The 24463-nt window shown below is 51.0% G+C and carries 22 protein-coding genes and 3 riboswitches; of the genes, 1 reads left to right on the plus strand and 21 read right to left on the minus strand.

Features of this window, described 5'->3' with window-relative positions; translation table 11 throughout:
- Positions 1 to 25: 25 nt before the first annotated feature.
- From purD to ACSZLD_RS12595, 20 genes are all read right to left on the minus strand, one after another.
- The gene (gene purD, locus ACSZLD_RS12500; RefSeq protein WP_377909304.1) at positions 26 to 1318 is read right to left on the minus strand and encodes a phosphoribosylamine--glycine ligase; all 1293 of its coding nucleotides are present in this window, start codon (positions 1316 to 1318) and stop codon (positions 26 to 28) included.
- Positions 1319 to 1338: 20 nt separating this feature from the next.
- The gene (gene purH, locus ACSZLD_RS12505) at positions 1339 to 2874 is read right to left on the minus strand and encodes a bifunctional phosphoribosylaminoimidazolecarboxamide formyltransferase/IMP cyclohydrolase (protein WP_377909303.1); all 1536 of its coding nucleotides are present in this window, start codon (positions 2872 to 2874) and stop codon (positions 1339 to 1341) included.
- Entirely contained in the window at positions 2853 to 3458 is a 606-nt protein-coding gene (gene purN / locus ACSZLD_RS12510; RefSeq protein ID WP_444685364.1) for a phosphoribosylglycinamide formyltransferase, read from the minus strand. The genes purH and purN overlap by 22 nt, the downstream gene beginning before the upstream one ends.
- Positions 3455 to 4489 (minus strand): phosphoribosylformylglycinamidine cyclo-ligase, encoded by a 1035-nt coding sequence (purM, locus tag ACSZLD_RS12515; RefSeq protein ID WP_444685365.1) that lies wholly within the window; start codon positions 4487 to 4489, stop codon positions 3455 to 3457. The genes purN and purM overlap by 4 nt, the downstream gene beginning before the upstream one ends.
- Before the next feature lies 1 nt (position 4490).
- Positions 4491 to 5915, minus strand: a complete 1425-nt coding sequence (gene purF / locus ACSZLD_RS12520) for an amidophosphoribosyltransferase (RefSeq protein WP_444685366.1) — start codon at positions 5913 to 5915, stop codon at positions 4491 to 4493.
- A complete protein-coding gene (purL, locus tag ACSZLD_RS12525; protein ID WP_444685367.1) occupies positions 5891 to 8116 on the minus strand; it encodes a phosphoribosylformylglycinamidine synthase subunit PurL in 2226 nt (741 codons plus the stop codon). The genes purF and purL overlap by 25 nt, the downstream gene beginning before the upstream one ends.
- Positions 8100 to 8783, minus strand: coding sequence for a phosphoribosylformylglycinamidine synthase subunit PurQ (purQ, locus tag ACSZLD_RS12530; protein WP_444685368.1), 684 nt, complete (start codon positions 8781 to 8783; stop codon positions 8100 to 8102). Before purQ ends, purL begins: the two co-directional genes overlap by 17 nt.
- A complete protein-coding gene (gene purS, locus ACSZLD_RS12535; protein WP_377909297.1) occupies positions 8780 to 9037 on the minus strand; it encodes a phosphoribosylformylglycinamidine synthase subunit PurS in 258 nt (85 codons plus the stop codon). The genes purQ and purS overlap by 4 nt, the downstream gene beginning before the upstream one ends.
- On the minus strand, positions 9034 to 9744 hold the full coding sequence (gene purC, locus ACSZLD_RS12540; protein WP_444685369.1) for a phosphoribosylaminoimidazolesuccinocarboxamide synthase: 711 nt from the start codon (positions 9742 to 9744) through the stop codon (positions 9034 to 9036). The genes purS and purC overlap by 4 nt, the downstream gene beginning before the upstream one ends.
- Before the next feature lie 30 nt (positions 9745 to 9774).
- Positions 9775 to 11073: an adenylosuccinate lyase gene (purB, locus tag ACSZLD_RS12545; protein ID WP_444685370.1), complete on the minus strand. Its 1299-nt coding sequence runs from the start codon at positions 11071 to 11073 to the stop codon at positions 9775 to 9777.
- On the minus strand, positions 11070 to 12224 hold the full coding sequence (gene purK / locus ACSZLD_RS12550; protein ID WP_444685371.1) for a 5-(carboxyamino)imidazole ribonucleotide synthase: 1155 nt from the start codon (positions 12222 to 12224) through the stop codon (positions 11070 to 11072). Before purK ends, purB begins: the two co-directional genes overlap by 4 nt.
- Positions 12221 to 12706 carry a 5-(carboxyamino)imidazole ribonucleotide mutase gene (purE, locus tag ACSZLD_RS12555; RefSeq protein WP_444685372.1) on the minus strand — a complete coding sequence of 162 codons (486 nt, stop codon included), beginning with the start codon at positions 12704 to 12706 and terminating at the stop codon, positions 12221 to 12223. The genes purK and purE overlap by 4 nt, the downstream gene beginning before the upstream one ends.
- A 140-nt stretch (positions 12707 to 12846) precedes the next feature.
- A riboswitch (purine riboswitch) is annotated at positions 12847 to 12948 on the minus strand.
- A gap of 257 nt (positions 12949 to 13205) precedes the next feature.
- Positions 13206 to 13385: an NETI motif-containing protein gene (locus ACSZLD_RS12560; RefSeq protein WP_377909292.1), complete on the minus strand. Its 180-nt coding sequence runs from the start codon at positions 13383 to 13385 to the stop codon at positions 13206 to 13208.
- Between the two features lie 75 nt (positions 13386 to 13460).
- Entirely contained in the window at positions 13461 to 14774 is a 1314-nt protein-coding gene (locus tag ACSZLD_RS12565; protein WP_444685373.1) for an NCS2 family permease, read from the minus strand.
- Between the two features lie 233 nt (positions 14775 to 15007).
- Positions 15008 to 15109, minus strand: a riboswitch (purine riboswitch).
- Between the two features lie 86 nt (positions 15110 to 15195).
- Positions 15196 to 16731: a glutamine-hydrolyzing GMP synthase gene (gene guaA / locus ACSZLD_RS12570; RefSeq protein WP_444685374.1), complete on the minus strand. Its 1536-nt coding sequence runs from the start codon at positions 16729 to 16731 to the stop codon at positions 15196 to 15198.
- Between the two features lie 151 nt (positions 16732 to 16882).
- Positions 16883 to 16984: riboswitch (purine riboswitch) on the minus strand.
- Between the two features lie 34 nt (positions 16985 to 17018).
- Positions 17019 to 19295 (minus strand): transglutaminase domain-containing protein, encoded by a 2277-nt coding sequence (locus tag ACSZLD_RS12575; protein WP_444685433.1) that lies wholly within the window; start codon positions 19293 to 19295, stop codon positions 17019 to 17021.
- Positions 19296 to 19308: 13 nt separating this feature from the next.
- Entirely contained in the window at positions 19309 to 20541 is a 1233-nt protein-coding gene (locus ACSZLD_RS12580; protein ID WP_444685375.1) for a DUF58 domain-containing protein, read from the minus strand.
- Positions 20538 to 21512 (minus strand): AAA family ATPase, encoded by a 975-nt coding sequence (locus tag ACSZLD_RS12585; protein ID WP_444685434.1) that lies wholly within the window; start codon positions 21510 to 21512, stop codon positions 20538 to 20540. Before ACSZLD_RS12585 ends, ACSZLD_RS12580 begins: the two co-directional genes overlap by 4 nt.
- Positions 21513 to 21751: 239 nt before the next feature.
- A complete protein-coding gene (locus tag ACSZLD_RS12590; protein ID WP_377909288.1) occupies positions 21752 to 22042 on the minus strand; it encodes a hypothetical protein in 291 nt (96 codons plus the stop codon).
- Positions 22043 to 22112: 70 nt separating this feature from the next.
- On the minus strand, positions 22113 to 22523 hold the full coding sequence (locus ACSZLD_RS12595; protein WP_377909287.1) for an AhpC/TSA family protein: 411 nt from the start codon (positions 22521 to 22523) through the stop codon (positions 22113 to 22115).
- A gap of 278 nt (positions 22524 to 22801) precedes the next feature.
- Between ACSZLD_RS12595 and ACSZLD_RS12600 the strand changes: the two genes are divergently transcribed.
- Positions 22802 to 24061, plus strand: coding sequence for a YeeE/YedE family protein (locus tag ACSZLD_RS12600; protein WP_377909286.1), 1260 nt, complete (start codon positions 22802 to 22804; stop codon positions 24059 to 24061).
- Positions 24062 to 24299: 238 nt separating this feature from the next.
- Here ACSZLD_RS12600 and ACSZLD_RS12605 read toward each other — a convergent pair whose 3' ends face one another.
- Complete coding sequence (locus ACSZLD_RS12605; RefSeq protein ID WP_168007199.1) at positions 24300 to 24455, minus strand: hypothetical protein; 156 nt, start codon at positions 24453 to 24455, stop codon at positions 24300 to 24302.
- Positions 24456 to 24463 lie beyond the last annotated feature (8 nt).

Here is a 24463-nt window from a genome sequence, read left to right on the forward strand (position 1 = left end):
CTAGTGTCCGGACGGTTTTTTATGCTTATGTTGATTCATGCTCCGAACGGCTGATGACCCGGTGACCGATGTCACGCCGGTAAAACAATCCTGGCCATTCCTTCTGACCGAGCACCTCATACGTCAGCTTGAACGCTTCTTCGAGTGTGGGTGCCTGCGTGGAAAGCAGAAACACACGGCCCCCAGCTGTTTTCCAGCCTACCTGTTCGCTGTTAACAACCGATCCGGCATGGAAAAACTGCTGTGTTTCGTTAGACCGGGTCATCGGCATCGTAAAAGGCTGACCCTTTTCGTAACTGCCGGGATACCCTTCAGATGCCACCACTACTGCAGCACAGGCATGATCGCTCCATTCTGGAGTCGTTTCCCGGTCATCTAGGACATCGAGCAGGACCTGCACGAGATCGCTCTTCAGGCGCGGCAGCACGACCTGCGCTTCGGGATCCCCGAAGCGGGCATTGAACTCGATCACTTTCGGTCCGTTTTCTGTAATCATCAAGCCGGCATAGAGAACACCTGTAAACGGGACGCCTTCCTGAATCATCGCTTCTGCTGCAGGACGCAGAATGCTTTCTTCTGCTTCCTGCAGCCATTTGCCATCCAAATGAGGTACCGGAGAATAGGCTCCCATTCCTCCTGTGTTAGGACCCTTATCTCCCTCGTAAGCACGTTTATGGTCCTGAGCCGTTACCATTGGAATAACTGTGCTGCCGTGAACAAATGCCATGAAAGAAAGCTCTTCTCCACTTAAATACTCTTCAATAACTACAGACGATCCTGCGTCGCCAAAAGCATTGTCGTCTAGAATATCGTGCACAGCGCGGATCGCTTCATCTACCGTTTCGGCAACGATAACGCCTTTCCCGGCTGCAAGACCATCTGCCTTTACAACGATCGGAGCTCCCTGCGAACGGATGTAGCTGACTGCCGGTTCCGCTTCGGTGAACTGCTTAAACGCAGCTGTTGGGATCCCGTATTTTTTCATAAGCTCTTTAGCAAAGGTTTTACTGCTCTCCAGCTGAGCGGCTGCCTTTGTGGGGCCGAAGACACGGACCCCTTCTGCCTGAAGGACATCTGTCAGTCCCGCTGCAAGCGGCGCTTCAGGGCCGATCACAGCCAATTCAATTTCATACTGTTCAACGAGGCGCTTCATCCCTTCATGGTCATCTTCTTTCACGTCTTCAATCGTACACTCCAGAATTTGCCCAATCGCATCGCTTCCTGGTGCTACTACAATCTCATCTGCCAGATCGGAATCCGCGAGCTTCCAGGCTAGCGCATGCTCACGTCCTCCGCTTCCAACGAGTAATATATTCATAGGTTCCTCCTGTCTGCCGATCAGTGCTTAAAGTGACGCACGCCCGTAAAGACCATCGCAAGACCGTGCTTGTTGCAAGCATCGATCGATTCCTGATCACGTTTGGATCCGCCCGGCTGAATAATCGCACGAATTCCAGCTTCTGCGGCTGCTTCCACCGTGTCCGCCATCGGGAAAAAGGCGTCAGAAGCCATAACAGAGCCTTCTGCCTGCTCTCCTGCCTGTTTAATAGCGATTTCAGCAGCTCCGATCCGGTTCATCTGCCCGGCACCGATGCCGATCGTACGGTCTTCTTTCGCAAGTACAATTGCATTGGATTTCACGTGCTTCACTACTTTCCAGGCCATTGCAATCTGCTCAAGTTCTCGATCAGACGGCTTGCGGTCTGTCGGTATTGTCACTTCGATGTCCTCATATGAGAGTGTATCTGTTTCCTGAATAAGCGCACCGCCAGATACTGTCGTCACACGGCTTTCTCCAGCATAGTGGCTCTCCATATCAATTTCAAGCAGACGGATGTTTTTCTTTTTTTGCAGAATCGTCAGTGCTTCCTCTGAAAAAGATGGAGCGAGGATAATCTCCAGAAAAATATCTTTCATCATATCGGCTGTCTCAGCATCTACTTCGCGATTGCAGGCTACTATGCCCCCAAAGATGGACACTGGATCCGCTTCATAAGCTTTTTTATACGCCTGAGCAATATCTCCGCCGATCCCGACACCGCACGGATTCATGTGCTTAACCGCTGCAGCTGCAGGCTCGTTAAAATCGCGGATAACCGCAATCGCCGCATCCGCATCATTGATGTTGTTATAAGATAGCTCTTTCCCGTGCAGCTGCTTAGCCCGGGCAATCGTAGCTGAACCGGCAAGCGGCCGCTCATAAAAGCTTGCCATTTGATGCGGGTTTTCACCGTAACGAAGCGTCTGTTTCAAGTTATATGTTTTCGTCAGCTTTTCCGGTGCGCCTTCTCCAACATGCTTCGTCATGTATTCTGCAATGAGGGCGTCATAGGCAGCAGTGTGCCGGAATGCTTTAGCTGCAAGCTTTTGACGGTGTTCGTAGCTCAGTTCACCGTGCTGCTCCAGCTCATGAATCACCTTTTCATAGTCTTCGCTGTCGACAATCACTGCCACGTCCTGATGATTTTTAGCAGCCGAACGAATCATCGACGGGCCGCCGATATCGATGTTTTCAACCGCATCCTGAAACGTGGAATCCGGATTTTCAATTGTCTGCTGGAATGGATACAGGTTAACAATGACAAAGTCGATCAGCTCAATATGTTCCGAGCGGAGCGCCTGCATATGGGACTGATTTTCCCTTACGCCGAGCAAGCCTCCATGAATTGCGGGATGCAGTGTTTTCACCCGGCCGTCCATCATTTCAGGAAAACCGGTCACTTCTTCAATTCCAATTACGTCCATACCTGCTTCTTCCAGCGTTCGCTTCGTTCCGCCTGTAGAAATGATTTCGATCCCTTGATCCACAAGGTTTTGAATGAACGGCACAATACCTGATTTATCCGATACACTTACGAGTGCTCGTTTTGCCACGTGCTCTCACGCTCCTCTGCAGTTTTTCGCCAAGCTTCAATCGTTTCCGGATACAGTGAATGTTCAATACGGTGTATTTTAGCCGCGGTCGTTTCGTATGTATCCTCCGGTTCTATTGTAACAGGTTTCTGAGCAAGAATCGGGCCTGTGTCCATGCCCTCGTCAACAAGATGAACCGTAACACCAGTTACTTTTACTCCTGCATCAACGGCTTGTTCGACTGCCCGTAGACCGGGAAACGACGGCAGCAGCGATGGATGAATATTCATAATTCTGCCTTCGAATGCGCCTAGTAAAACAGGTCCGATCAGCCGCATGTAGCCGGCAAGCACGATTACATCTACCTCTCGTTCTTTTAACAGTGCAACGAGCTCTGTCTCAAACGCTTGCTTTGACTCATAATCAGATGGAGAAAAGGAAAAGAGCGGCACTCCGGCCCGCTCTGCTCTTGTTTCTACGTAAGCACCCGGCTTATCACAGACGGCCTGGCACACTTCCCCTTTAATTCTGCCTGAAACACATGCCTCCAGCACTGCCTGAAAGTTGCTTCCGCTTCCGGAAGCAAACACGGCAATCCGCATCATAGTGGAAGCTCCCCTTTCCAGTTCAACTGCCCTGAATCCGTCACGCGTCCCAGCAGAAAAGGCACCTCTCCAGTATCTCTTAACAGGTCGAATACAGTGTCTGTATGCTCCTCTGCAACAGCGAGCACCATGCCGGTTCCAGTGTTGAACGTGGTAAGCATGTCAGATTCAGTCAGGTTTCCGTTCTCACGAAGCCACGAAAACACAGGCAGCTGCGGCTGTGCATCCAGCTGTATATCGGCTCCTGCACCTTCAGCGAGCATACGTGGAATATTTTCGGTCAGGCCTCCGCCGGTAATGTGGGCAGCAGCACGGACGAACCCTTTATTATAGAGCGGCTTTAACGACTCAATATAGATTCTCGTCGGCTCCAGGAACACATCGGCGTAGCTGCTCCCGGCAGCGAATGATGCTTCGTCTTCCCAGTTTACTCCGGTATCTGTGATGATTTTGCGGACGAGCGAAAAGCCATTGCTGTGTACACCGGAAGAAGGGAGGCCGATCAGAACGTCGCCGGCCTCTGCCTTTTGCCAGAGTGCGGATTTTTCAGCAGCTCCTACGGTAAAACCTGCGATGTCATACTCAGACGGGCTGTACAGATCCGGCATTTCTGCTGTTTCCCCGCCGATCAGGGCACACCCAGCCTGACGGCAGCCTTCGGCTACTCCAGCAACTATCTGCTCCACAAGATCCGGATCATTTTTCCCGAGAGCGAGGTAGTCGAGAAAAAAGAGCGGTTCTGCTCCCTGAGCGGCAATATCATTTACACACATCGCCACTGCATCGATGCCGATCGTATCGTGGCGGTTCACGGTCTGCGCAATCAGCAGCTTCGTCCCGACGCCGTCTGTACCTGAAACCAGCACGGGTTCTTTCAGACCGAGCCGGCTCATATCAAACATCGCTCCAAAACCGCCGAGTCCATCCATTACTTCCGGACGCATCGTGGAACGGGCATGAGGACCAATCCGCTTCACGCCTTCATAACCCGCCTCGATATCGACTCCCGCTTTCTTGTAAGCTTCCCCCATGCTATTTGCCTCCTAATACTTTATCGTACGGATGGTCTGCTTCCGGAAAGATTTCGGTCGGATATTCTCCTGTAAAACAGGCCAAACACTGTCCGCAGTTCGGCATATTATCCGGCCTGCCAATTCCGTCCTTCAAGCCGTCCACGCTTAAATAAGCGAGTGAATCAGCGCCCATTTCTTCGCGTATATCTTCCACGGATTTCGTAGAGGCAATCAGTTCCCCTTTTGTGGATGTATCAATACCGTAATAGCATGGATTGATAATTGGAGGCGAGCTGATGCGGACATGCACTTCCGCTGCCCCTGCTTCCTTCAGAAGACGGACGATTCTGCGGGCAGTTGTTCCCCGGACAATCGAGTCATCCACCATGACGACCCGCTTTCCTTCAACGACACCGCGAACGGCTGACAGTTTCATTTTCACACCTTGCTCCCGCAAAGCCTGGGAAGGCTGGATAAACGTTCTGCCGACGTACCGGTTTTTGATTAACCCGAGCTCATATGGAATCCCACTCGTTTCGGCATAGCCGATGGCAGCTGAAATGCTGGAATCAGGAACTCCGGTGACAACATCCGCTTCAACCGGGGCCTCATCTGCCAGTTTTCTGCCGAGGTTTTTTCGCGCCATGTGGATATTAATCCCGTCTACGCTGGAGTCCGGCCTTGCAAAATAGACGTACTCCATGGAACAGATCGACCGGTTCGTCGCAAGAGAAAAGCGGTCTACGTGCATGCCTTCATCGTTGATAGTAATCAGCTCTCCCGGCTGAACATCGCGAATATATTCTGCTCCGATGATATCAAACGCACATGTCTCAGACGATACAACATACGCGTCGCCGAGCTTTCCGATTGCAAGCGGACGAAGACCGTTCGGGTCAAGTGCTACGATCATCGCATCTTCGACAAGACATGCGAGCGCATAGGCGCCTTTTACCATGGTCAGCGCGTTTTTAATCGAATCCTGCAAATTCGGATAGCCGCTCCGCTTGATCAAGTGAGCAATGACTTCGGTATCAGAGGTCGTCTGAAAAATACTGCCCTGATGTTCAAGCTGGTGCTTCAATGCTGTTGCATTGACGATATTGCCGTTATGGGCAAGCGCCAGACTCGAGGTCTGCGAGTTAAACAGCAGAGGCTGACAGTTGATAAAATCGCTGCCCCCTGCCGTTGTATAGCGAACGTGCCCAATCGCTCCATGGCCTTTTAAATGCTGCAGGCTGTCTGTATTGAACACATCGTTGACGAGTCCCATTCCTTTATGGATATTTAATTTATCTCCGTCTGTCACGACAATTCCGGCGCCTTCCTGGCCGCGGTGCTGCAGGCTGTGAAGTCCGTAATACGTGATGCTGGCAGCGTCTATGTGTCCCCAGACACCGAAAACGCCGCACTCTTCATTCAGCCCTTTGATTTCAGCGCGCATGCGATCGCTCCTCTCCACTTCTCCTCCAGATTACGGATCTCAGCGGAAATGATCGTTTCTCCACTGCGGTTTCTGAGCGTCAGCTGCTGGTCGTCTGTAATCGTGCCAATTTCCTCCGCATCCGGCAAATAAGCAGCGAACTGCTCCTTCTGCTCAGCCGACACGGTAAATAAATAGCCCGTTCCTTCCTCAAACAGCGCCGCCGTAACGGGGGCATCTGGAAGCGTCAACTCTGCGCCGAACGCTGTGCCGAACAGCTTCTCTGCAGCTGCACATGCCATGCCGCCTTCACTGATATCATGAGCGGATTGCACGGTACCAGCCTGAATCGCTTTCAGCACCTGCTGCTGCTGTTCTTTTTCGGCTTGAAGATCTATTGGCACCACGCGGCCGCTGTAGCTGCCCTGCACAAGCTTCTGCAGTTCAGAGCCTGAAAGCTCGCCGTGCACCTGTCCGAGAAAATAAACAGTGTCACCGGATGCTTTTGCCTGCTGCGTCGTGATGTGATCCAAATCATGAATCAGACCTACCATGCCGATGACCGGTGTCGGATACACGGCACCGTTTACCGTCTCATTGTACAGCGATACGTTTCCGCCTACGACCGGTGTTTGCAGCTCACGGCACGCCTCACTCAATCCGTCCGTTGAACGCTCCAGCTGCCAGAAAATCTCCGGCTTATCCGGGCTTCCGTAGTTGAGACAGTCCGTTACACCGAGCGGCTCGCCCCCCGAAACAACAATGTTCCGTGCTGCTTCCGTCACTGCCCGCTTTCCGCCTTCGTAAGGATCCAGGAACAAATAGCGGGAATTGCAGTCTGTCGTCATTGCGAGCGCTTTTTTTGTGCCGCGAATACGGACGACCGCTGCATCTGAGCCAGGGCTTACAACCGTGCTTGTCCGCACCATGTAATCATACTGCCCGTAAACCCACTCTTTACTTGCAATCGTCGGCTGCTCTAAAAGACGCTCGAGCGTTTTGGATGCATCGACTTCCGGCAAAAATGGCTCCTGAGCCTGAAAAACACGGAACGATTCCGGCTCTGTAGACGGCTTGTGGTATACTGGCGCTTCTTCTGCGAGCGCATCAACCGGCACATTCGCTGCCGTTTCTCCTGCGTGAATTAACTCCAGACGCTTCGTATCGGTTACTTCTCCCACTTCAACTGCATGCAGGCCCCACTTTTCAAACATCTCAATGAATTCCTGCTCGCTGCCCTTTTCTACTACGAGCAGCATCCGTTCCTGCGATTCGGAAAGCATCATTTCATAAGGCGTCATGTTCGTTTCACGCTGAGGCACCAGATCCAAATTCATACGGATGCCGGATCCGGCTTTGCTCGCCATCTCAGCTGAGGAAGAAGTCAATCCTGCAGCGCCCATATCCTGAATGCCGACAAGCTTCGGATGCTTTGTTGCTTCGAGACATGCTTCGACGAGAAGCTTTTCCATAAACGGGTCGCCAACCTGCACGGCAGGACGTTTCGCCTCGGAATCCTCGCTCAATTCTTCCGACGCAAATGTCGCTCCGTGAATGCCGTCACGCCCGGTCGAAGCGCCAACATACAGCACCGGATTGCCGATCCCTTTCGCCTGGCCTTTTTGAATATCCTGATGATCGATCAACCCTACACACATGGCGTTCACGAGAGGGTTGCCTTCGTAACCGTCATCAAACTGAATTTCACCGCCGACAGTCGGAATACCGATACAGTTTCCGTAGCCGGCAATACCCGCTACGACACCTTCAAACAAGTAGCGGACGCGCGGATTTTTCAATTCGCCAAACCGAAGTGAATTCAGCAGGGCAACCGGCCGGGCTCCCATAGAGAACACGTCGCGGATAATGCCCCCGACTCCGGTTGCAGCACCTTCATACGGTTCAACAGCGGAAGGGTGATTGTGACTTTCGATTTTGAACACGACAGCCTGTTCATCGTCGATATCGATGATTCCGGCGCCTTCGCCCGGCCCCTGCAGAACACGTGGTCCTTCCACAGGAAACTTTTTCAGCAGCACTTTGGAATTCTTATAGCTGCAGTGCTCCGACCACATAACAGAGAACAGACCGAGCTCCGTATAGTTCGGCTTTCGGCCGAGTTCTTTTACAGCGAGCTGATACTCATCAGCAGTCATCCCCATTTCTTCATAAAGACGCTGCTCTTCAATCATTTCCGCGGATGGTTCACGAAGTAACTGCATGCTTTTCCCTCCATTGCCTTACGATAGATTCGAACAGACGGCGGCCGTCCTCTGATCCGGTGAGGGCTTCTACAGCCCTCTCCGGATGCGGCATCATGCCAAGTACGTTGCCTGCTTCGTTTATAATGCCTGCTATATCAGCGACAGACCCGTTCAGCGCTTGCCCGTACGTAAATACGATTTGATCCTTCTGTTTCAGTTCCTCAAGCTGTTTTTCACTGCAGTAGTAGTTTCCTTCTCCGTGTGCAACCGGAATCTGCAGTGTTTCACCTGCTTCATATGCGCTCGTAAACATCGTGTCTGCTTTTGTCACCTGAAGCGGCACGGTTCGGCAGATAAAATGGAGGTCTTCGTTGCGGCGCATCGCCCCTGGAAGCAGACCGCTTTCAAGTAAGATCTGAAAGCCGTTGCAGACTCCCAGCACCGGCTTTCCAGCGGCAGCTGCCTGTTTGACTGATTCCATCACCGGAGAGAAGCGTGCAATTGCCCCGGCCCGGAGGTAGTCTCCATAGGAAAACCCTCCCGGAAGGAGAATGCCGTCAAAACGGTCCAGGTCGGTTTCTGTATGCCAGACATATTCTGCCTGCTCTCCGACGGCATCGGTTACAGCGTGATACATGTCGAGATCGCAGTTCGATCCCGGAAATACGATTACGGCGAACTTCATGTGGAGATAACCTCCTCCACCTCAAAGCGGTAGTCTTCAATCACCGGGTTCGCGAGCAGCTTTTCACACATTTCCGTCACTTTCGTTTCCACTTCCTCCGGTGCTGCCTCCAGCCGAAGCTGAAGCATGCGGGAGATGCTGACAGATTCTACTTCCCCGTATCCGAGCTTATGGAGAGATTCCGTTACTGCCGTACCCTGCGGATCGAGTACGCCTTCCTTCCACGTTACGTAAACTGTCACATCATATGTCATGCTTCATGACCTCCTAATCGGGATAAAATCGTTTCATAGCCTGTCTGTAAATCACCTTGACCAAATCGGAACAAATCTTTATCAAAGGAAGCGCCGGTTTCCTTATCCCAAAGCCGGCACGTATCCGGTGAAATTTCGTCTGCCAGCAGAATCTCGCCGCTGCGGCGGCCAAATTCCAGCTTAAAGTCCACAAGCGTGATGCCAGCACGGTCAAACAGCTTTGAGAGCACGTCGTATACGCGGAGTGACAGCTGTTTCATCGTTTCAAGCTCTGCAGGCTCTGCCAGCTTCAGCAGGCGGATATGCTCATCATTGAGAAGCGGGTCTCCGAGTGCATCGTCCTTAAAGTAGCATTCCACAACAGGCGGATCCATGATCGTTCCACGCTCCAGTCCGGTCCGTTTTACGATGCTTCCTGCAGCGATACGGCGCACGACCACTTCAAGCGGCACGATTTCCACTGGATGTACCAGCTGTTCTGTTTCAGACAGTCTGCGGATGAAGTGGCTCGCAATTCCTTCTTCCTGCAGCCGTTCAAATAGAAGCGAGCTGATCTCATTGTTAAGACGACCTTTACCGGTAAGCACTTCTTTTTTCTCTCCGTTAAATGCAGTTGCGTCATCCTTATAGGCAATACGCAGAACGTCCGGATCTTCTGTTTCAAAAATACGCTTCGCTTTTCCTTCGTACAGACAAGCAGTTCCCATTACGACATCCTCCTTCAAGGCGCTTGTGAATTATCCTTCAAGACCAAGTCTGGCAAAAATCATATCAACTTGCTTTAAATGGTGGCGGTAGTCAAAGCAGTCATCCAGCTCTGCTGCACTCAGCTTTTCCGTGATCGATCCGTCAGCTTCGATCAGCTCCCGGAACTGGCGTCCTTCTTCCCATGCCTGCATTGCTTTGGGCTGTACAAGATCATACGCTTCCTCCCGGCTCATACCTTTATCAATCAGCGTCAGCAAAACCCGCTGGGAGAAGATAAGCCCGTATGTACGTGACATATTTCGTTTCATATTATCCGGGAACACAGTCAGGTTTTTTACGATACCGGCAAACCGGTTCAGCATGTAATTCAAAGCCGTTGTGGCATCCGGGAGCATAATTCGTTCCGCTGAAGAATGAGAAATATCGCGCTCATGCCAGAGAGCTACGTTTTCATAGGCTGTAACAACGTGGCCTCGTAAAATCCGGGCGAGTCCTGTCATATTCTCTGATCCGATCGGATTTCGCTTGTGCGGCATAGCCGAGGATCCTTTTTGTCCTTTTGCAAAAAACTCTTCCACCTCACGCGTTTCGCTCTTTTGCAGCCCGCGGATTTCAACGGCCATCTTTTCGATCGATGCGCCGATCAGTGCAAGCGTGGAAATATAGTGTGCGTGGCGGTCCCGCTGAAGCGTCTGCGTAGAAATAGGAGACGGCTCTAATCCGAGACCGCGGCAGACGAACTGCTCAACGAATGGATCGATGTTGGCGTACGTACCGACTGCACCAGAAAGCTTGCCGACGCGAATCGTTTCTTTTGCCTGACGGAAGCGCTCCAAATTTCGCTTCATTTCCTCATACCATAAAGCGAGCTTCAGACCAAACGTTGTCGGTTCTGCGTGAACGCCATGCGTTCGTCCCATCATCACCGTATGTTTATGCTCCTGCGCTTTGTTTTTTAGAATGTCAATGAAGCGGATAATGTCCTGTTCAATGATTTCGTTCGCCTGGAGCAGCATGTAAGAAAGCGCAGTATCGACCACGTCCGTTGACGTCAGGCCATAGTGCACCCATTTTTTCTCTTCTCCAAGTGTTTCCGAAACGGCGCGAGTGAACGCGACGACGTCATGCCTTGTTTCTTCTTCGATTTCTAAAATGCGATCTACGTTAAAGGAAGCACTGCGGCGGATTTCCGCTGCATCCTCTTTTGGAATATCACCGAGTTCGGCCCAGGCTTCACAAGCCAGAATTTCAACTTCCAGCCATGCCTGATAACGGTTTTCTTCATTCCAAATTCGCTTCATTTCCGGTCGTGTATAGCGTTCAATCATCGTTTTGTGCCTCCTGTAGCTGCTTCTTTCCATACTGGACTTTCATCGAGCTCGTATAAGAGAGCTTCCGGATCGTCGGTCAGGAAGGTAATATGTCCCATTTTCCGATTATGCTTTGCCTCTTTCTTTCCATAGACGTGCAGGTGTCCTGCCGGCAGCTGATCCAGTTCATCCAGGCAGGCCTGCAGGTGCTGCCCCAGTAAATTTACCATGACAGCCGGCTTCAATAAGTCTGTGCTGCCAAGCGGCAGGCCGCAGACAGCCCGAATATGCTGTTCGAACTGCGACGTCTCACAGGCATTGATGGAAAAATGACCGGAATTATGCGGTCTGGGAGCTATTTCATTGACGTAAAGCTGCTCTCCTTCGGCAAACATCTCTACCGCCAGCGTACCGGTCAACTCCAGTGATTCTGCCAGACGGCGGGCGAGCATCTCGGCTTTTTCAGCTAGATTTTCACTGATTCTTGCGGGCACGATTGTACGGTGTAGAATACCGTTTCGGTGCTCGTTTTCCGCTATCGGAAAAACGGACATCTCTCCGGACGTGCTCCTCGTCATGATTACGGAAAGCTCCAAATCAAATGCAATTTTCTTTTCCAGCACGAGCGGCGCTGCTTCCTTCAGCTCTTCCCACGCAGCGTGAAGATCTGCTTCTGAGTGAAGCACGACCTGTCCTTTCCCATCGTAGCCGCCCCGCGTCGTTTTCAGCACGGCTGGAAGACTGATCGCATCAATTGCTTCTTTTAAACCTGCAAACGTGTATACGGCCTGCCAAGGAGCAGCTGGAATACCGAAGCTCTGCACCGTTTCTTTTTCCTTTAAACGGTCCTGGCTTATTTTCAGCAAGGCGCTCCCCTGCGGCAGGTACATGTTCTCCTCCAGGTAAGCGGCTGTTTCAGCAGTAATGTTCTCGAATTCGTACGTGAGAACATCGCAGACTTTTGCAAGTTCAGCTGCTCCCTGCTGATCGTCATATCCGGAAACGATTTCTTTATCGGCAATCATCCCGCAGGGAGAATCTGCAGCTGGCTCCATGACAGCAACCCGATATCCCATTTCGCGGGCCGACAGTGCCATCATCCGTCCAAGCTGCCCTCCGCCGAGAATGCCAATTTGAGCTGGAGGCAGCAGCCGTGTCCCTTTATTCATACGAGATCCCCCGTTTCCAGAACTTCTTTTTCTTTTGCATCACGGCGGGCCTGAAGCGCTTCACGGACAGCTGGATCATGGACAGCAAGCTGCTGTGCTGCAAGCAGTCCTGCGTTGATCGCACCGGCTTTTCCGATCGCAACAGTTGCAACCGGCACGCCAGCAGGCATCTGTACGATAGACAAGAGCGAATCCATGCCGCTGAGTGCTTTAGACTGCACCGGCACGCCGATGACCGGAAGCAGCGTCTTAGCCGCTACCATCCCCGGAAGATGCGCTGCTCCTCCTGCTCCGGCAATCAGCACGTGCAGACCGCGGTCTGCTGCTGCTTCTGCGTAGCGGAACATTTCGTCCGGTGTACGGTGAGCCGATACGACCTTTGCTTCAACCGACACGTTCAGCTCCTTCAGCGTCGCCACTGTGTGTTCCATCGTTTCCCAGTCCGAAGTGGACCCCATAATAACGCCGACTTTTGCTTCCATAACTTCCTCCTTCAGCAGTAAACAGTCATAAAAAAAGTCTTACCATCCACCTGCTAGACGGCGAGAGACGGTAAGACACTGGACTGTCAGATAATTGGACATGCTTTCTGCCGCACGGCAGCACATCCCGGTCTGAACCAGCCGGGTATCTCGTCCCTCATAGTCCGCTGATTTACGGTCAGCAGGTAGAAACTCTCAGGCCCTATCCCTGATATTATATGAGGTTTCGTATGAATCTACGCTAATCATATCAATTTTCGACAAACAGAGTCAACTATTTTCGAACATTAAACAGATGTTAATTCTCCATCGTTCGTATTTTCATTCTTGCCTGGAAAACGGCATTTTACCGCTTTTTATTTGGTACACTGTCCTGCCTTCTTAAGAAGGATCAGCAAGAAGGAGAAATACGCACAGAAGAAACGCATGATAAACGGGCTGAAAAAAAGCAGAAACCCCGGAGCAAGGGATTTCTGCTTCTTTTCATTAGAAAAATCAGTCACGATCCGCGTCTGCCTTCAAAGACGATACGCTGATAGGCTACTTCCACGCCGCTTCCTTTTTCTTTTAATACCGGTTCTTCCATGCGCCGGACCGGCGTATAGCCTTCTTCTTCCATGCGCCGAAGACAATCATCAATCGTTTCATTCGTTTCTACATAAAACTTTTTCTTTGCCATCGATTCCTACCCTTCCTTGAGCACGTCTTCTTCTGTCAGTTTATCACAGGAATACGGCTTCTTTAAGCTGCAAGGTTATTCACCGAGATAAACAAAGTAAGCAATGAAGACGAAGAAGAGTACATACATAATCGGATGAACTTCCTTTGCCCGTCCTGAACAGATCATCGTGATCGGATACATAATAAAACCGAGGGCGATTCCAGTCGCGATGCTGTACGTCAGCGGCATCGCGATCATCGTGAAGAAAGCCGGCACAGCAATCTCGAACTTCTTCCAATCAATGTTGGCAATCGCTCCTGCCATGAGAACACCGACAACAATCAGTGCAGGCGCTGTAACAGATTCCGTGATAACAGCGAGCAACGGCGAGAACAGCAGTGCAATCAGAAACAGACCGCCTGTAACGAGGGAGGCAAATCCAGTTCTTGCTCCAGCAGCGATACCGGACGTGGATTCAATATATGCCGTCGTTGTTGATGTACCGAGCACGGCCCCGACAGACGTTGCAGAAGCATCTGCCAACAACGCACGCTGCGCTCTCGGCAGCTTGTTGTCCTTTGTAAAACCTGCCTGATTTGCCACGGCATACAGCGTACCGGCTGTATCGAAGAAATCGACAAACAAAAACGTCAAAATAACAATCATCAGCTGTACGGTAAAGATCTCACCGAGCGACATTTCTGCAAACGGTGTAAATGCAGCACCAAACGTAGGCGCAAGGCTTGGAACCGAACCAACGATTGCACCCGGCATCGGAATAACACCCGTGAGCACTCCGAGTACGGCGGTAGCCACAAGTCCGTAAAAAATACCGCCGCGCAGCCCCAGACTCATAAAAATAACGGTGATCACGATACCTGCTACAGCAAGCAAGGTGGATGGCGCGCCAAGATTGCCGATTTCCACAAGTGTTGCTTCAGACATCACAACAATCTCAGCGTTCTGCAATCCAATAAAGGCGATAAACAGCCCGATCCCGGCACCTGCTGCAAATTTCAGCTCAGCTGGAATCGCATTGATGATCAATTCCCGAATTCCGACAACCGTGATGATGATGAAAATAATACCTGAAATAAACACCCCGAGGAGCGCAGTCTCCCAAGGAATTCCCATGCCGATGACGACAGAGTATGTAAAGAAGGCGTTCAGCCCCATTCCAGGTGCCAGCGCAATGGGGTATTTTGCAATAAGCCCCATAATAATCGTTCCGATAGCGGCAGCAAGCGCTGTTGCCACGTATACTGCCCCTTCGTCCATTCCCGTCGGTGCCAGCACCGATGGATTGACGAATAAAATATAGGCCATGGCGAGAAACGTCGTCAGGCCTCCAAGAAATTCTCTCGAATACGTCGTGCCGAGTTCATCAAATTGAAAATAGCGGTTCATAACATGCAGTCCCTCCAACAATGATCTGTGTGATTGCCAGCTGTTGTTCAACACGACCTGCGGCCCCGCTGCAGCTTCCGTCAGATGCTTCTTGCACAGCGGTCCAAGCGGCCGTCCTCTTTTCAGCGAACGATGGTCCTCTCATTGAATAAAGAAAAGGCATGCCAAAAAACGGCATGCCTGAAAAGGAATTCGGATAGAAACTGCACAGATCCCGCACCTGACACGTGCCGGTCTGCAAAGTATCCGTCCGTAGTCAGACCGTTTCAGGCAGTCTGGTAGAAACTTTCGGGCCATATTCCCGAGATTATACGAACATTCGACTTTTAATCACAACACGGCTTATTTTAGCAGGGTGCCAGCAGCGTGTCAACGCTGTATCCGAATATTAAATTGTGAATAGAGATCTATTTTCGTTCTTTTACTCCCACTCGATGGTCGACGGCGGCTTAGAGGTGATATCGTAAACGACGCGGTTGACGTGCTTCACTTCATTGACTATTCGAACCGATATTTTCTCCAGAACATCGTATGGGATCCGTGCCCAGTCTGATGTCATTCCGTCAATAGAGGTAACTGCACGTACGCCGACCGTGTAGTCATAGGTGCGCTCATCCCCCATGACGCCAACACTGCGCATATCCGGCAGGGCAGTGAAATATTGCCAGATTTCACGGTCCAGTCCCGCTTTTTTAATTTCGTCGCGCAGAATAAAGTCTGATTCCCGAACAATCTCAAGCTTTTCCTCTGTAATTTCACCGAGAACACGAATACCAAGTCCTGGACCTGGGAACGGCTGTCTCCAAACGATTTCTTCCGGCAGACCAAGTTCGGTGCCGACTTTACGCACCTCATCTTTAAACAGCGTATTCAGCGGCTCAATCAGATCAAATTTCATATCTTCCGGCAGACCGCCGACGTTATGATGGGATTTGATCGTCTGAGCCGTATCTGTTCCGCTTTCAATGATATCGGTATAAAGCGTTCCCTGAGCGAGAAAATCAACGTCTTCCAGCTTGCCAGCTTCTTCTTCAAACACGTAGATGAACTGATTGCCGATAATTTTACGCTTTTGTTCCGGATCGCTGACACCTTCCAGCTTGCCAAGGAAGCGGTCCTGGGCATCAATTTTCATCAGGTTCATGTCGAATCCTTCTCCGAATGTTTTCATCACGCTGTCTGCTTCTCCTTTACGGAGCAGACCGTGATCAATAAACATACAGATGAGCTGGTCGCCGATTGCTTTATGCACAAGTGCTGCGACTACGGAAGAGTCTACGCCGCCGCTAAGCGCACAAAGTACTTTTTTGTCTCCTACACTCTCTCGGATTTTCTCTACTTCCATATCAATGTAGCTTTCCATCGACCAGTTACCTTCACATCCGCAAATAGTGTAGACGAAGTTATGAAGCATGTCGTTGCCGTACTCTGAATTGCGAACTTCCGGATGAAACTGTACGCCGTACAGCTTTTTCTCTTCATTACTCATCGCTGCCACTGGGCAGGATACATTCGTCGCGTCAACCGTAAAGCCTTCAGGCGGAGCCTGTACAAGATCACCGTGGCTCATCCATACCGTCTGCTGCTGCGGCAGTCCTGTAAACAGACCTGCATCGCGCTGTACGTCAATGGTCGCTTTACCATACTCGCGGTGGTTTGCTGCTGCTACGGCACCGCTGAAGTGATGGGTCATCAGCTGCATGCCGTAGCAAATACCGAGAACTGGCACATCCAGATTAAAAATATCCGGGTCACACTGCGGCGCGCCCTCTGCATAGACACTTCCCGGTCCCCCGGAAAAAATAATGCCGGAAGGGTTCATGTCCTTTATTTCCTCTGCTGTCAGCTTGCTGCTGACAAGCTCACTGAACACACCGAGGTCACGGATCCGGCGCGCAATCAGCTGATTGTACTGGCCTCCAAAGTCGAGCACAAGAATACGTTCGTTAATTTCCATTGCTTTCCCCTCTCCAATCTAACAGTATCGCCCTCTCAGAGCGTTTCAATACCGCCTGCAGACGGCGAACGGGCCTTTACGCCCCGTCATCCTGAAAAAACCGGGAGCTGTCTCCGCATAAAAAAATACGAAGGCAGACTCCCGGCATAGACCAGAAAAAATCTGCCTTCATAGTCGGACCATTTAAGGTAGTCCGGTAGAGACTCTCAGGCCGTATTCCCGAGGATATATGAGGCACCGTTCTTCAGTTAAATACTGCATCATTGTATCAGCAGCAGAAAGGCAGGTCAAGCGCGCAGGGAGCGCATAATTTCCTCCCAGTCCCGGCGGCGGCGCTGCCATTCTCCTTCAGGTGTTCTGCCTCCATAGTAAATTCGTTCGTAGGAATTCGTGAGCTTCATCATCGCCTGCGAGCTTAGAGCCATGTCTACCCGCTTCGCATATTCACGCAGCGTTTCCCCGCCCCTTCGCGGAAGCCCTTCCGTTTGCAGCATCCATAAAAGCCGCTCGTATGCATGCTCAAACGATTTGTCACTGCCGAAGAACCGGTAGCGGAACATGAAATAATAATTTTGCAGCACGTTCTGCTTTTGGTAGAGCACCATCACGACGATAAGCATCGGGATGGAAATCAACAGACTTTTCAGTGAGAACACCGGCGCTCCTTCTTCTCCGGAGTCATCCAGCTCGTCACCGGACGGACCACCGTCTGCCCCTTCTTCCAGCAGCTCATCAAAGTCGCCGTCCGGCTCCGGAATTTCCGGATCCGGCGCTTCCTGATCCGGGAGGTCCGTGTCGATATCGACATCCACCGATTCCTCTTCAAAATCAGCATAGTTTGTAAAGCCCTGTGTTGGTTCGAACGGCACCCAGCCGACTTCCGGAAAATACACTTCCACCCAAGAATGTGCGTTCGAGTTTGCTACTTCATAGACGCTGCGCCCGTCTTCCAGCTCTTCCACTTCTTCTCCGGACGTGAAACCTTTTACCCAGCGTGCCGGAATATCAAGCGTCCGCAGCATAACGACCATAGACGTTGAATAATTGTCACAGTAGCCGACCTGTGTCTCAAACAGGAACTGATCTACATAGTCCTGTCCCTCTTCCGGAACAGGGACATCGGTTGTCTGATACTCAAAATCGTTCTGGTTAAAATACTGTTCAACTGCAACTGCAGTATCATAGCGGTTGTCATACTCCGACGCGATATCGGCAGCAAGCTCTCCGACCCGCTCCGGAAGTTCGTCCGGAAGCTGCAAATAGCGTTCGGTAATTTCTTCAGGATCTTCGTCCGGCGCCCCTCTCAGGGCCTCAACCGGAAAAACGGCATCTTCAAATGCAAGCGTATAGCTGTCAAAGCGAACCGTTTCATCCGTAGTTGTCCGGGCCTGGAAACGACCATTTGCCACGTCCGTATAAAACTGAAGCTCGCTGAGACCGAAGCTGCCATCGTCCGTTTCTCCCTGCACGTCGAGCACATCCTGAAGCTGACCGGGATAAAACAGCAGGCTGAAGTCAGCTTCTTCTGCCATTTCAATCTCCACCTCAGCTTCTTCAATGCCGGCAGCCTCCTGGAACATCCGGTAATCAATACCGTCGCCAAACACCAGCTCTGATTCCACATAGCCAGGCTCTGACTCCCATCCCTGACCCGTATACGTAGCCTTTGATTCTCCGCGCCAGTAAGATTCACGGTCGGTTACCGCTTGAAAGACAGGTCCGTCATCCTGTACGAAACCGCCGCCGAGCCGTTCGTCGTTTTCACCATAGCCGACTCTGCGGACACTGCCGCTTCCGCTTCCGCTTCCGCCTCCCGTCAGCCCTTCCACACCTGCAAACCGCTCAAGAGCCGGTACCGGATCTGCCCACTGCGGCTCCGGTTTCGGAAGCAAAAAGCCCGCAGCAACCGCCGTACTGACGACTATAATCAGCGTATACATCCAGGCTGGAGAAATAAAGGTGCCCCTTCTCCGTCCGATCGCACGCTCTTCATCCTGCACATTTAACATATGAAGCAGCGTTAAAATAAAGAATCCGATGACGACGACCCTTACAATTGCCTGTGAAGCGTCTACGACCGTAAATGTATCCAGGATCGTTATATAGACGATGGTGCTGAACAAAAAGAAAAAAACCTTCCTGGTATGCAGCACCCAGAAATACAGCAGGTAGCTGATCAAGGCGAGCAGCATAAACAAGAGAAACGTCCGGAAAAAATCGCTTAGATCAGCAAAATTGCCGGAAAGAATGGCGGACACATTCACTGTCAGCTCACCTGCAAACTGCTGGATCGTTGCCCCGCCGCCCTCTCTGGATAAAAAGCTTCCTTCTCCAAAAATCAGGTGCAGCCCGAATAAGCTTCCTCCAAAAACAAGCGGAGCGGTGATGAATGCCGGCATTCGGAAGTAGACGAGCACGGCGCTGAACAAGGTAAACCAAATAAATACTTCCATTTGCCCAGTCGCTGTGATTACCGGAATCGGCCGCAGCCACTCCCACACGAGCAGGAATGTCAGCGCATAAATAAACAAATGAGTGATGGATGTTTTTGTTTTAGTCTGCATCTGCTTCACTGAATCACCCTTCTCCGCTCATACTTTCCCGGGACCAACGGCCGTCTGAAAGAAGGTAGGCATCCGCCCCTGCATCACGCAGCTCCTTCAATCTCCGGTATTCCCAGGCATCCACCTGTTTGTTTTTGTCCAGTAAGGCAGCAAAGACGCGCACGCCTCGTGAAAGAAGTATCCTGCATCGATTCATAACGTCATCTGTCAGCTCGACTGTCACCAGGATCAGCGTGACGCCATCCGGTATGTCATCTTCAAACGGAAGAAACGAAGCACCGAATGATCCTTGGGCAGAAGGTGACGTCTGCGCCAAGTACGAAATCATCTCTTTCTGCTGATCTGAAGCGAGCCCGACCGGAAATCGTTTCAAATCGTCACCGATCGACCATAAGCCAATATGCAGCTGTTCCCGGTAGGCGTACATAATGATGGATGTAACCAGCTCAATCGCTTTCTCATAGGCATCTGAAACAGCAAAGCTTGAATCCGGAACGCGGTTGTTGAAAGCGACGAGAAAGTTTTGTCCAATGTATTCTTCGAACTCTTTCGTCATCAGCTTTGACGCCCTTGCTGTTGCTTTCCAGTCCAGACTTGTCAGTTTGTCTCCGGGCACATATTCTCTTGCTCCGGCAATAGAAGTGCGGTCCTCGATAAAATCCTGCATCGTCAATGACGTTTCAATATCATGTTTTTCATATGCTTCCCATTGGTCGATGTCGAAATAGTTCGGGTACACGAGCAGCTCTCCCGGAATCGAGGCAAATGTCTCTTTATGGAAGAAACCAAACAAATCACTCGTGGAAAGCTTCACTCCATAAGAATAGTACTTCCCGCGCTTCAGCTCCGGAATGGTGTAGCTGTAAGTAAGCCGCTTTTGCAAAGTAGGATAAAAAATCATTTTAGAAGCCTGATACGGAAGCTGCTTGGTTAAGGCATCCTCTGCAATATCTTCTACTGCTAAGTATAAAAATGGAAACGGCCAGCTCCGCTCAATTTCAATTTCCGTTCGGAGCTCGGTACCAGCGGGCATGGCACCCTCCCCGGTATGACGCTTGACTCGAAAGCTTCCAAGCGGGATCAGCGCGTACAGCACCATAAGAATAAACAGCGTCATCACGCTGTAAAATAGAAACCAGCTGACAAAATTCCCTTGAAACATCGCATAGCTGAAAAGACCGGCTGCCACCGCGATAGCAGCCGTTCCTTTTAAAATCCGTTTCGTCCAAAACCAAATGTGCTTCATTGCGCCTGCTCGTTCCCTGCCGGTACGCGAACCTGCTCAATAACTTCCTTTACTATTTTGGAAGGGGTCGTTTCAGACAGCTTTGCGTCTGAGCTGAGCAGAACCCGGTGCTCAAGTGCAAACGGTGCGAGGTATTTTACATCATCCGGAATGACATAATCACGGTTTTGCAGCAGCGCGTATGCCTGAGCCGCTTTCATGATCGCGATGGAAGCCCGTGGACTTCCACCGAGATACACGGCGTGATGCTGTCTCGTCGCCGAGGTGATGCTGATAATGTATTCTTTGACGTTGTCCTGCACATACACTTCTTTCGCCTGCTTCTGCAGGTCCAGAAGTTCGTTAAGCGTCATGACGCTCTCCAGCGTCTCAATCGGATGCTCCCTTTCGACACGCGTCAGCACTTCCATTTCCTCCGCTTTTGTCGGATAACCGATGCGGAATTTAAATAAAAAACGGTCCAGCTGAGCTTCCGGGAGTGGATACGTGCCGCCGTATTCGAACGGATTTTGTGTCGCCATTACAAAAAACGGCTGCTCGAGTTCTCTCGTTTCCCCGTCCGTCGTCACGCTGCCCTCTTCCAGTGCCTCAAGGAGAGCCGCCTGTGTTTTAGGTGATGTCCGGTTAATCTCATCTGCCAGAACGATATTGGCCATCACCGGCCCCGGCCGGAATTGAAATTCCAGTGTCTTCTGATTAAAAATAGACACACCGGTGACATCAGACGGGAGCAAATCCGGCGTAAACTGAATCCGCTTAAATTCCGCTCCCAGCGATTTTGCAATCGCACGAACCATCATCGTTTTTCCTACACCCGGAACGTCCTCCAGCAGCACGTGTCCGCCGCTTAAGATCGCAATGAGGCTGAGCTCGATCTCCGCCCGTTTTCCAACTACTACTTTCTCGACATTTTGAATCAGCTTTTCTATTTGAGGCTGCTCTACAAGAGAGCGCTCCTGTTTACGTTTCATCATGACCTGCCATCCTCCTTCATACGAGTACGGGTCTGTAAGTATCCACGTTCCATTTTAGCATGAATGATCTAAAATATCGCTTCTCACACCATGCAGGACTGGTGCATGTTAAATCGCACATCTTAGACGTAAAAAGACCATGACGGCATGTCATGGTCCCAGGTTCGTCTTCCCTAATCAGCTCCGTTTGTTTGTCAGGACAGCAGGGTGTTCAGCTTGCAGATTCATGCAGCGGCTTAAAATCCTTGCTTCATCTGATGATGCGGCATGTGGTGATGGCCTTTTGGTGTCCGGTGTTCATCCAGCGTTTCTTCTTCTTCAACTGGAATACGGCCGATCTCTTTTTCAACTTCAACGAGCACGACGTAATTTCCCTGCTCAAACTCTTTTTCAAAGTGACGGGCTTCCTCGTCGTCTTTATGAATAAACTGGATGTGATCGTGTTCGACGCCTTTTAATTCCAGCTCCCGGATCACGGCATCCTTTTGATCGAGTGACTTCATTACAGCAACAATCTGCTTGTCCATATCAGGCACCTCCGTCCTCTATCAGCGTTAATCTTCTATACCCGCCGCAGCGGGATTGAAACGCTGCCGCTTATGCAAGCTCATTTAAAATCTGTTCAATAGAGGCGTGGTCATCCGGGCTTTTGTCGAGATGGTACCATTCCAGCGCCCCTGACTCTGAGTAGATCCACGTCCCGCCCTGAAGATAGACATCCTGCGTTTTCATGGAGTATAGCGCAACAGCCCGCTGCGCTTTATCACGCGGCAGAAAGGAATCGATTTTTCCTGCGGCAGCAGCGAGCGCTGCCATAAGAAGAAGCTTCGCTTTATTCATGGTGATATGACCCATTGCTTTATATAGGCTCCTGTCCCGATCTCCGTAAAATGGAAACGGATAAGGGCCAAATTCTTTCAGGAATCGTTTTATCAACCTGCCGGAAGAAGGCACGATAATTTTCAGATCGGCTCCTTTTTGTTCAATTTCATGATAATTCCTGCGCAACTGCGCAAGATGACGCTGACAGATTGGTCAGCCAAGATGGCGGACAAATACGATGACCGTTTTGTTTCCTGCTGTCAGCTGGTTATAAGGAATGCGTTCCAGCTGCGGTGTTTCTACCTTGTATACCTGCTTCATATTCTCCCATCCTTTCTGCAATTGCTTTCTTCTTCCATATACCCTGCTGCTTTTGCCAAAACACTCCTTTTGACAAATCACACCCTGCAGGCTAGAATAGCTTGGTAATCCTGATAATTTGACTATGAATAGGAGGATTAGTGATGGCATCGACAACATACGTGCATGCAACTGGTGCACAGGAGGACGTGGAGAAGCGAGATTCCAACGCACTGAACCCTCCCCAAATGAAACTCATATACGGGGCATTAGCTGTAACGGCAGTGCTGCTGATTTATTTACTGCAGACTCAGGAAGCTATGCACCCGATTCTGCTGTTAATTGGGCTATTGCTAGGCTATACGCTTTTCCATGCCAGGTTTGGATTCACCTCGGCGTTCCGACGATTTATGTCGGTCGGAAACGGTCAGGCCATTCGCTCCCATATGGTTATGCTGGCAGTGGCGGTAACCTTGTTTGCGCCGATTCTCGCCTTCGGATTTTCCTTTTTCGGCACTGGCGTCAGCGGGTACGTCTTCCCGATCGGTACGAGCTTAATTGTTGGCTCTTTTTTGTTCGGAATCGGTATGCAGCTGGGTGGCGGGTGCGCATCCGGCACACTCTTTGCTGTAGGCGGCGGGCGGACCGTCATGTTTATTACGCTGCTGTTCTTTATTATCGGGTCCGTTATTGGCGCGGCCCACCTGCCATTCTGGACAGATGATATGCCAAACGGCCAGGCTATCTCTCTGGCCGAAACAACCGGTCTGGGATATGGCGGGGCGTGGCTGGTGTCGATCGCCCTGTTTGGCCTTATTGCATGGATCACGCTCGTAGTAGAGCGGAAGCGAAAAGCTCCAAAGATGGCGCCTGTACCAACAACTTCCGGATGGAAGCGCGTGTTCCGCGGTTCCTGGCCTCTTTTCGCTGCCGCTATTGCTCTGGCTGTATTAAATGCACTTACACTGATGACTCGAGGTGAGCCATGGGGCGTGACGTTTGCCTTTGCTCTATGGGGTTCACAGGCAGCTGAATTAATAGGGATCAATGTGTCAGCCTGGGATTTCTGGCAGGGCGAGAATGCGGCGGCACTTGAAGCTTCAATCTTTGCAGATACAACAACAGTGCTTAATTTCGGCGTTATTTTAGGCGCATTTATGGCGTCGGCTGCAGGCGGACTGTTCCGCTTCACCGGCATCAAACCAGGGAATGTTGCCGCCGCCGTCATAGGCGGTCTGATGATGGGCTACGGCGCCCGGCTTGCGTTTGGCTGCAACATCGGTGCCTACTTCGGTGGTATTGCCTCATTCAGCCTGCACGGCTATATTTGGGCAGTGATGGCGCTCGCAGGTACTTTCCTGGCGCTCTATTTAAGGCCGTTATTCGGTCTTTCCGTGCCGAAGTCGAAGGACACGTTCTGCTGATCAGAAAAAGAAACGACGAATAGAGCCGGTGATCCTGATAAATTGGATCGCCGGCTCTTTAAGCTGTAAAACGTACAGGAGCTCCCTTCCTGATCCGGAAACCAGCATGTTTCTAAGCACTTTCTAAAATGAGGCCGCTGCAGGGCCAGACGTTGATGAAAGCGGAGCACTTATCCGGGAAGTTGTTCGTATCTGCCTCTAAATAAAGAAAAAACCGCAGTGAATGCGGTTCTTTCGATCAGGAAGGCCCTTCCCGACTGCGGTGTTTTTTGATTTTGAGAAGATCTTTTGCATCTACCTGCCTGTTCAGTCTGGCTCTGTAGAGGAGCCAGGATACGCCAGCGATCAGAAGCAGGATCACTGCTGTAAGGATTAAAAATACGGGCAGATACATGGTGCTCT

Origin of the sequence: Alkalicoccus luteus (assembly GCF_052061695.1) — a bacterium.
In the GTDB taxonomy this organism is placed as follows: Bacteria; Bacillota; Bacilli; order Bacillales; family Salisediminibacteriaceae; genus Alkalicoccus; species Alkalicoccus luteus.

What these genes read in the sequence shown, in the direction of transcription:
- ACSZLD_RS12605 (WP_168007199.1), bottom strand. Translation starts at nt 24,455, where the DNA reads ATGTATCTGCCCGTATTTTTAATCCTTACAGCAGTGATCCTGCTTCTG.
- purD (WP_377909304.1), bottom strand. Translation starts at nt 1,318, where the DNA reads ATGAATATATTACTCGTTGGAAGCGGAGGACGTGAGCATGCGCTAGCC.
- ACSZLD_RS12560 (WP_377909292.1), bottom strand. Translation starts at nt 13,385, where the DNA reads ATGGCAAAGAAAAAGTTTTATGTAGAAACGAATGAAACGATTGATGAT.
- purF (WP_444685366.1), bottom strand. Translation starts at nt 5,915, where the DNA reads ATGCGCGCTGAAATCAAAGGGCTGAATGAAGAGTGCGGCGTTTTCGGT.
- ACSZLD_RS12565 (WP_444685373.1), bottom strand. Translation starts at nt 14,774, where the DNA reads ATGAACCGCTATTTTCAATTTGATGAACTCGGCACGACGTATTCGAGA.
- ACSZLD_RS12590 (WP_377909288.1), bottom strand. Translation starts at nt 22,042, where the DNA reads ATGGACAAGCAGATTGTTGCTGTAATGAAGTCACTCGATCAAAAGGAT.
- purL (WP_444685367.1), bottom strand. Translation starts at nt 8,116, where the DNA reads ATGCAGTTACTTCGTGAACCATCCGCGGAAATGATTGAAGAGCAGCGT.
- purQ (WP_444685368.1), bottom strand. Translation starts at nt 8,783, where the DNA reads ATGAAGTTCGCCGTAATCGTATTTCCGGGATCGAACTGCGATCTCGAC.
- purM (WP_444685365.1), bottom strand. Translation starts at nt 4,489, where the DNA reads ATGGGGGAAGCTTACAAGAAAGCGGGAGTCGATATCGAGGCGGGTTAT.
- purS (WP_377909297.1), bottom strand. Translation starts at nt 9,037, where the DNA reads ATGACATATGATGTGACAGTTTACGTAACGTGGAAGGAAGGCGTACTC.
- purE (WP_444685372.1), bottom strand. Translation starts at nt 12,706, where the DNA reads ATGGAAGCAAAAGTCGGCGTTATTATGGGGTCCACTTCGGACTGGGAA.
- ACSZLD_RS12580 (WP_444685375.1), bottom strand. Translation starts at nt 20,541, where the DNA reads ATGAAGCACATTTGGTTTTGGACGAAACGGATTTTAAAAGGAACGGCT.
- guaA (WP_444685374.1), bottom strand. Translation starts at nt 16,731, where the DNA reads ATGGAAATTAACGAACGTATTCTTGTGCTCGACTTTGGAGGCCAGTAC.
- purK (WP_444685371.1), bottom strand. Translation starts at nt 12,224, where the DNA reads ATGAATAAAGGGACACGGCTGCTGCCTCCAGCTCAAATTGGCATTCTC.
- purN (WP_444685364.1), bottom strand. Translation starts at nt 3,458, where the DNA reads ATGATGCGGATTGCCGTGTTTGCTTCCGGAAGCGGAAGCAACTTTCAG.
- ACSZLD_RS12585 (WP_444685434.1), bottom strand. Translation starts at nt 21,512, where the DNA reads ATGAAACGTAAACAGGAGCGCTCTCTTGTAGAGCAGCCTCAAATAGAA.
- purB (WP_444685370.1), bottom strand. Translation starts at nt 11,073, where the DNA reads ATGATTGAACGCTATACACGACCGGAAATGAAGCGAATTTGGAATGAA.
- ACSZLD_RS12575 (WP_444685433.1), bottom strand. Translation starts at nt 19,295, where the DNA reads ATGCAGACTAAAACAAAAACATCCATCACTCATTTGTTTATTTATGCG.
- ACSZLD_RS12600 (WP_377909286.1), top strand. Translation starts at nt 22,802, where the DNA reads ATGGCATCGACAACATACGTGCATGCAACTGGTGCACAGGAGGACGTG.
- purC (WP_444685369.1), bottom strand. Translation starts at nt 9,744, where the DNA reads ATGGGAACTGCTTGTCTGTACGAAGGAAAAGCGAAGCGTATTTTTGAA.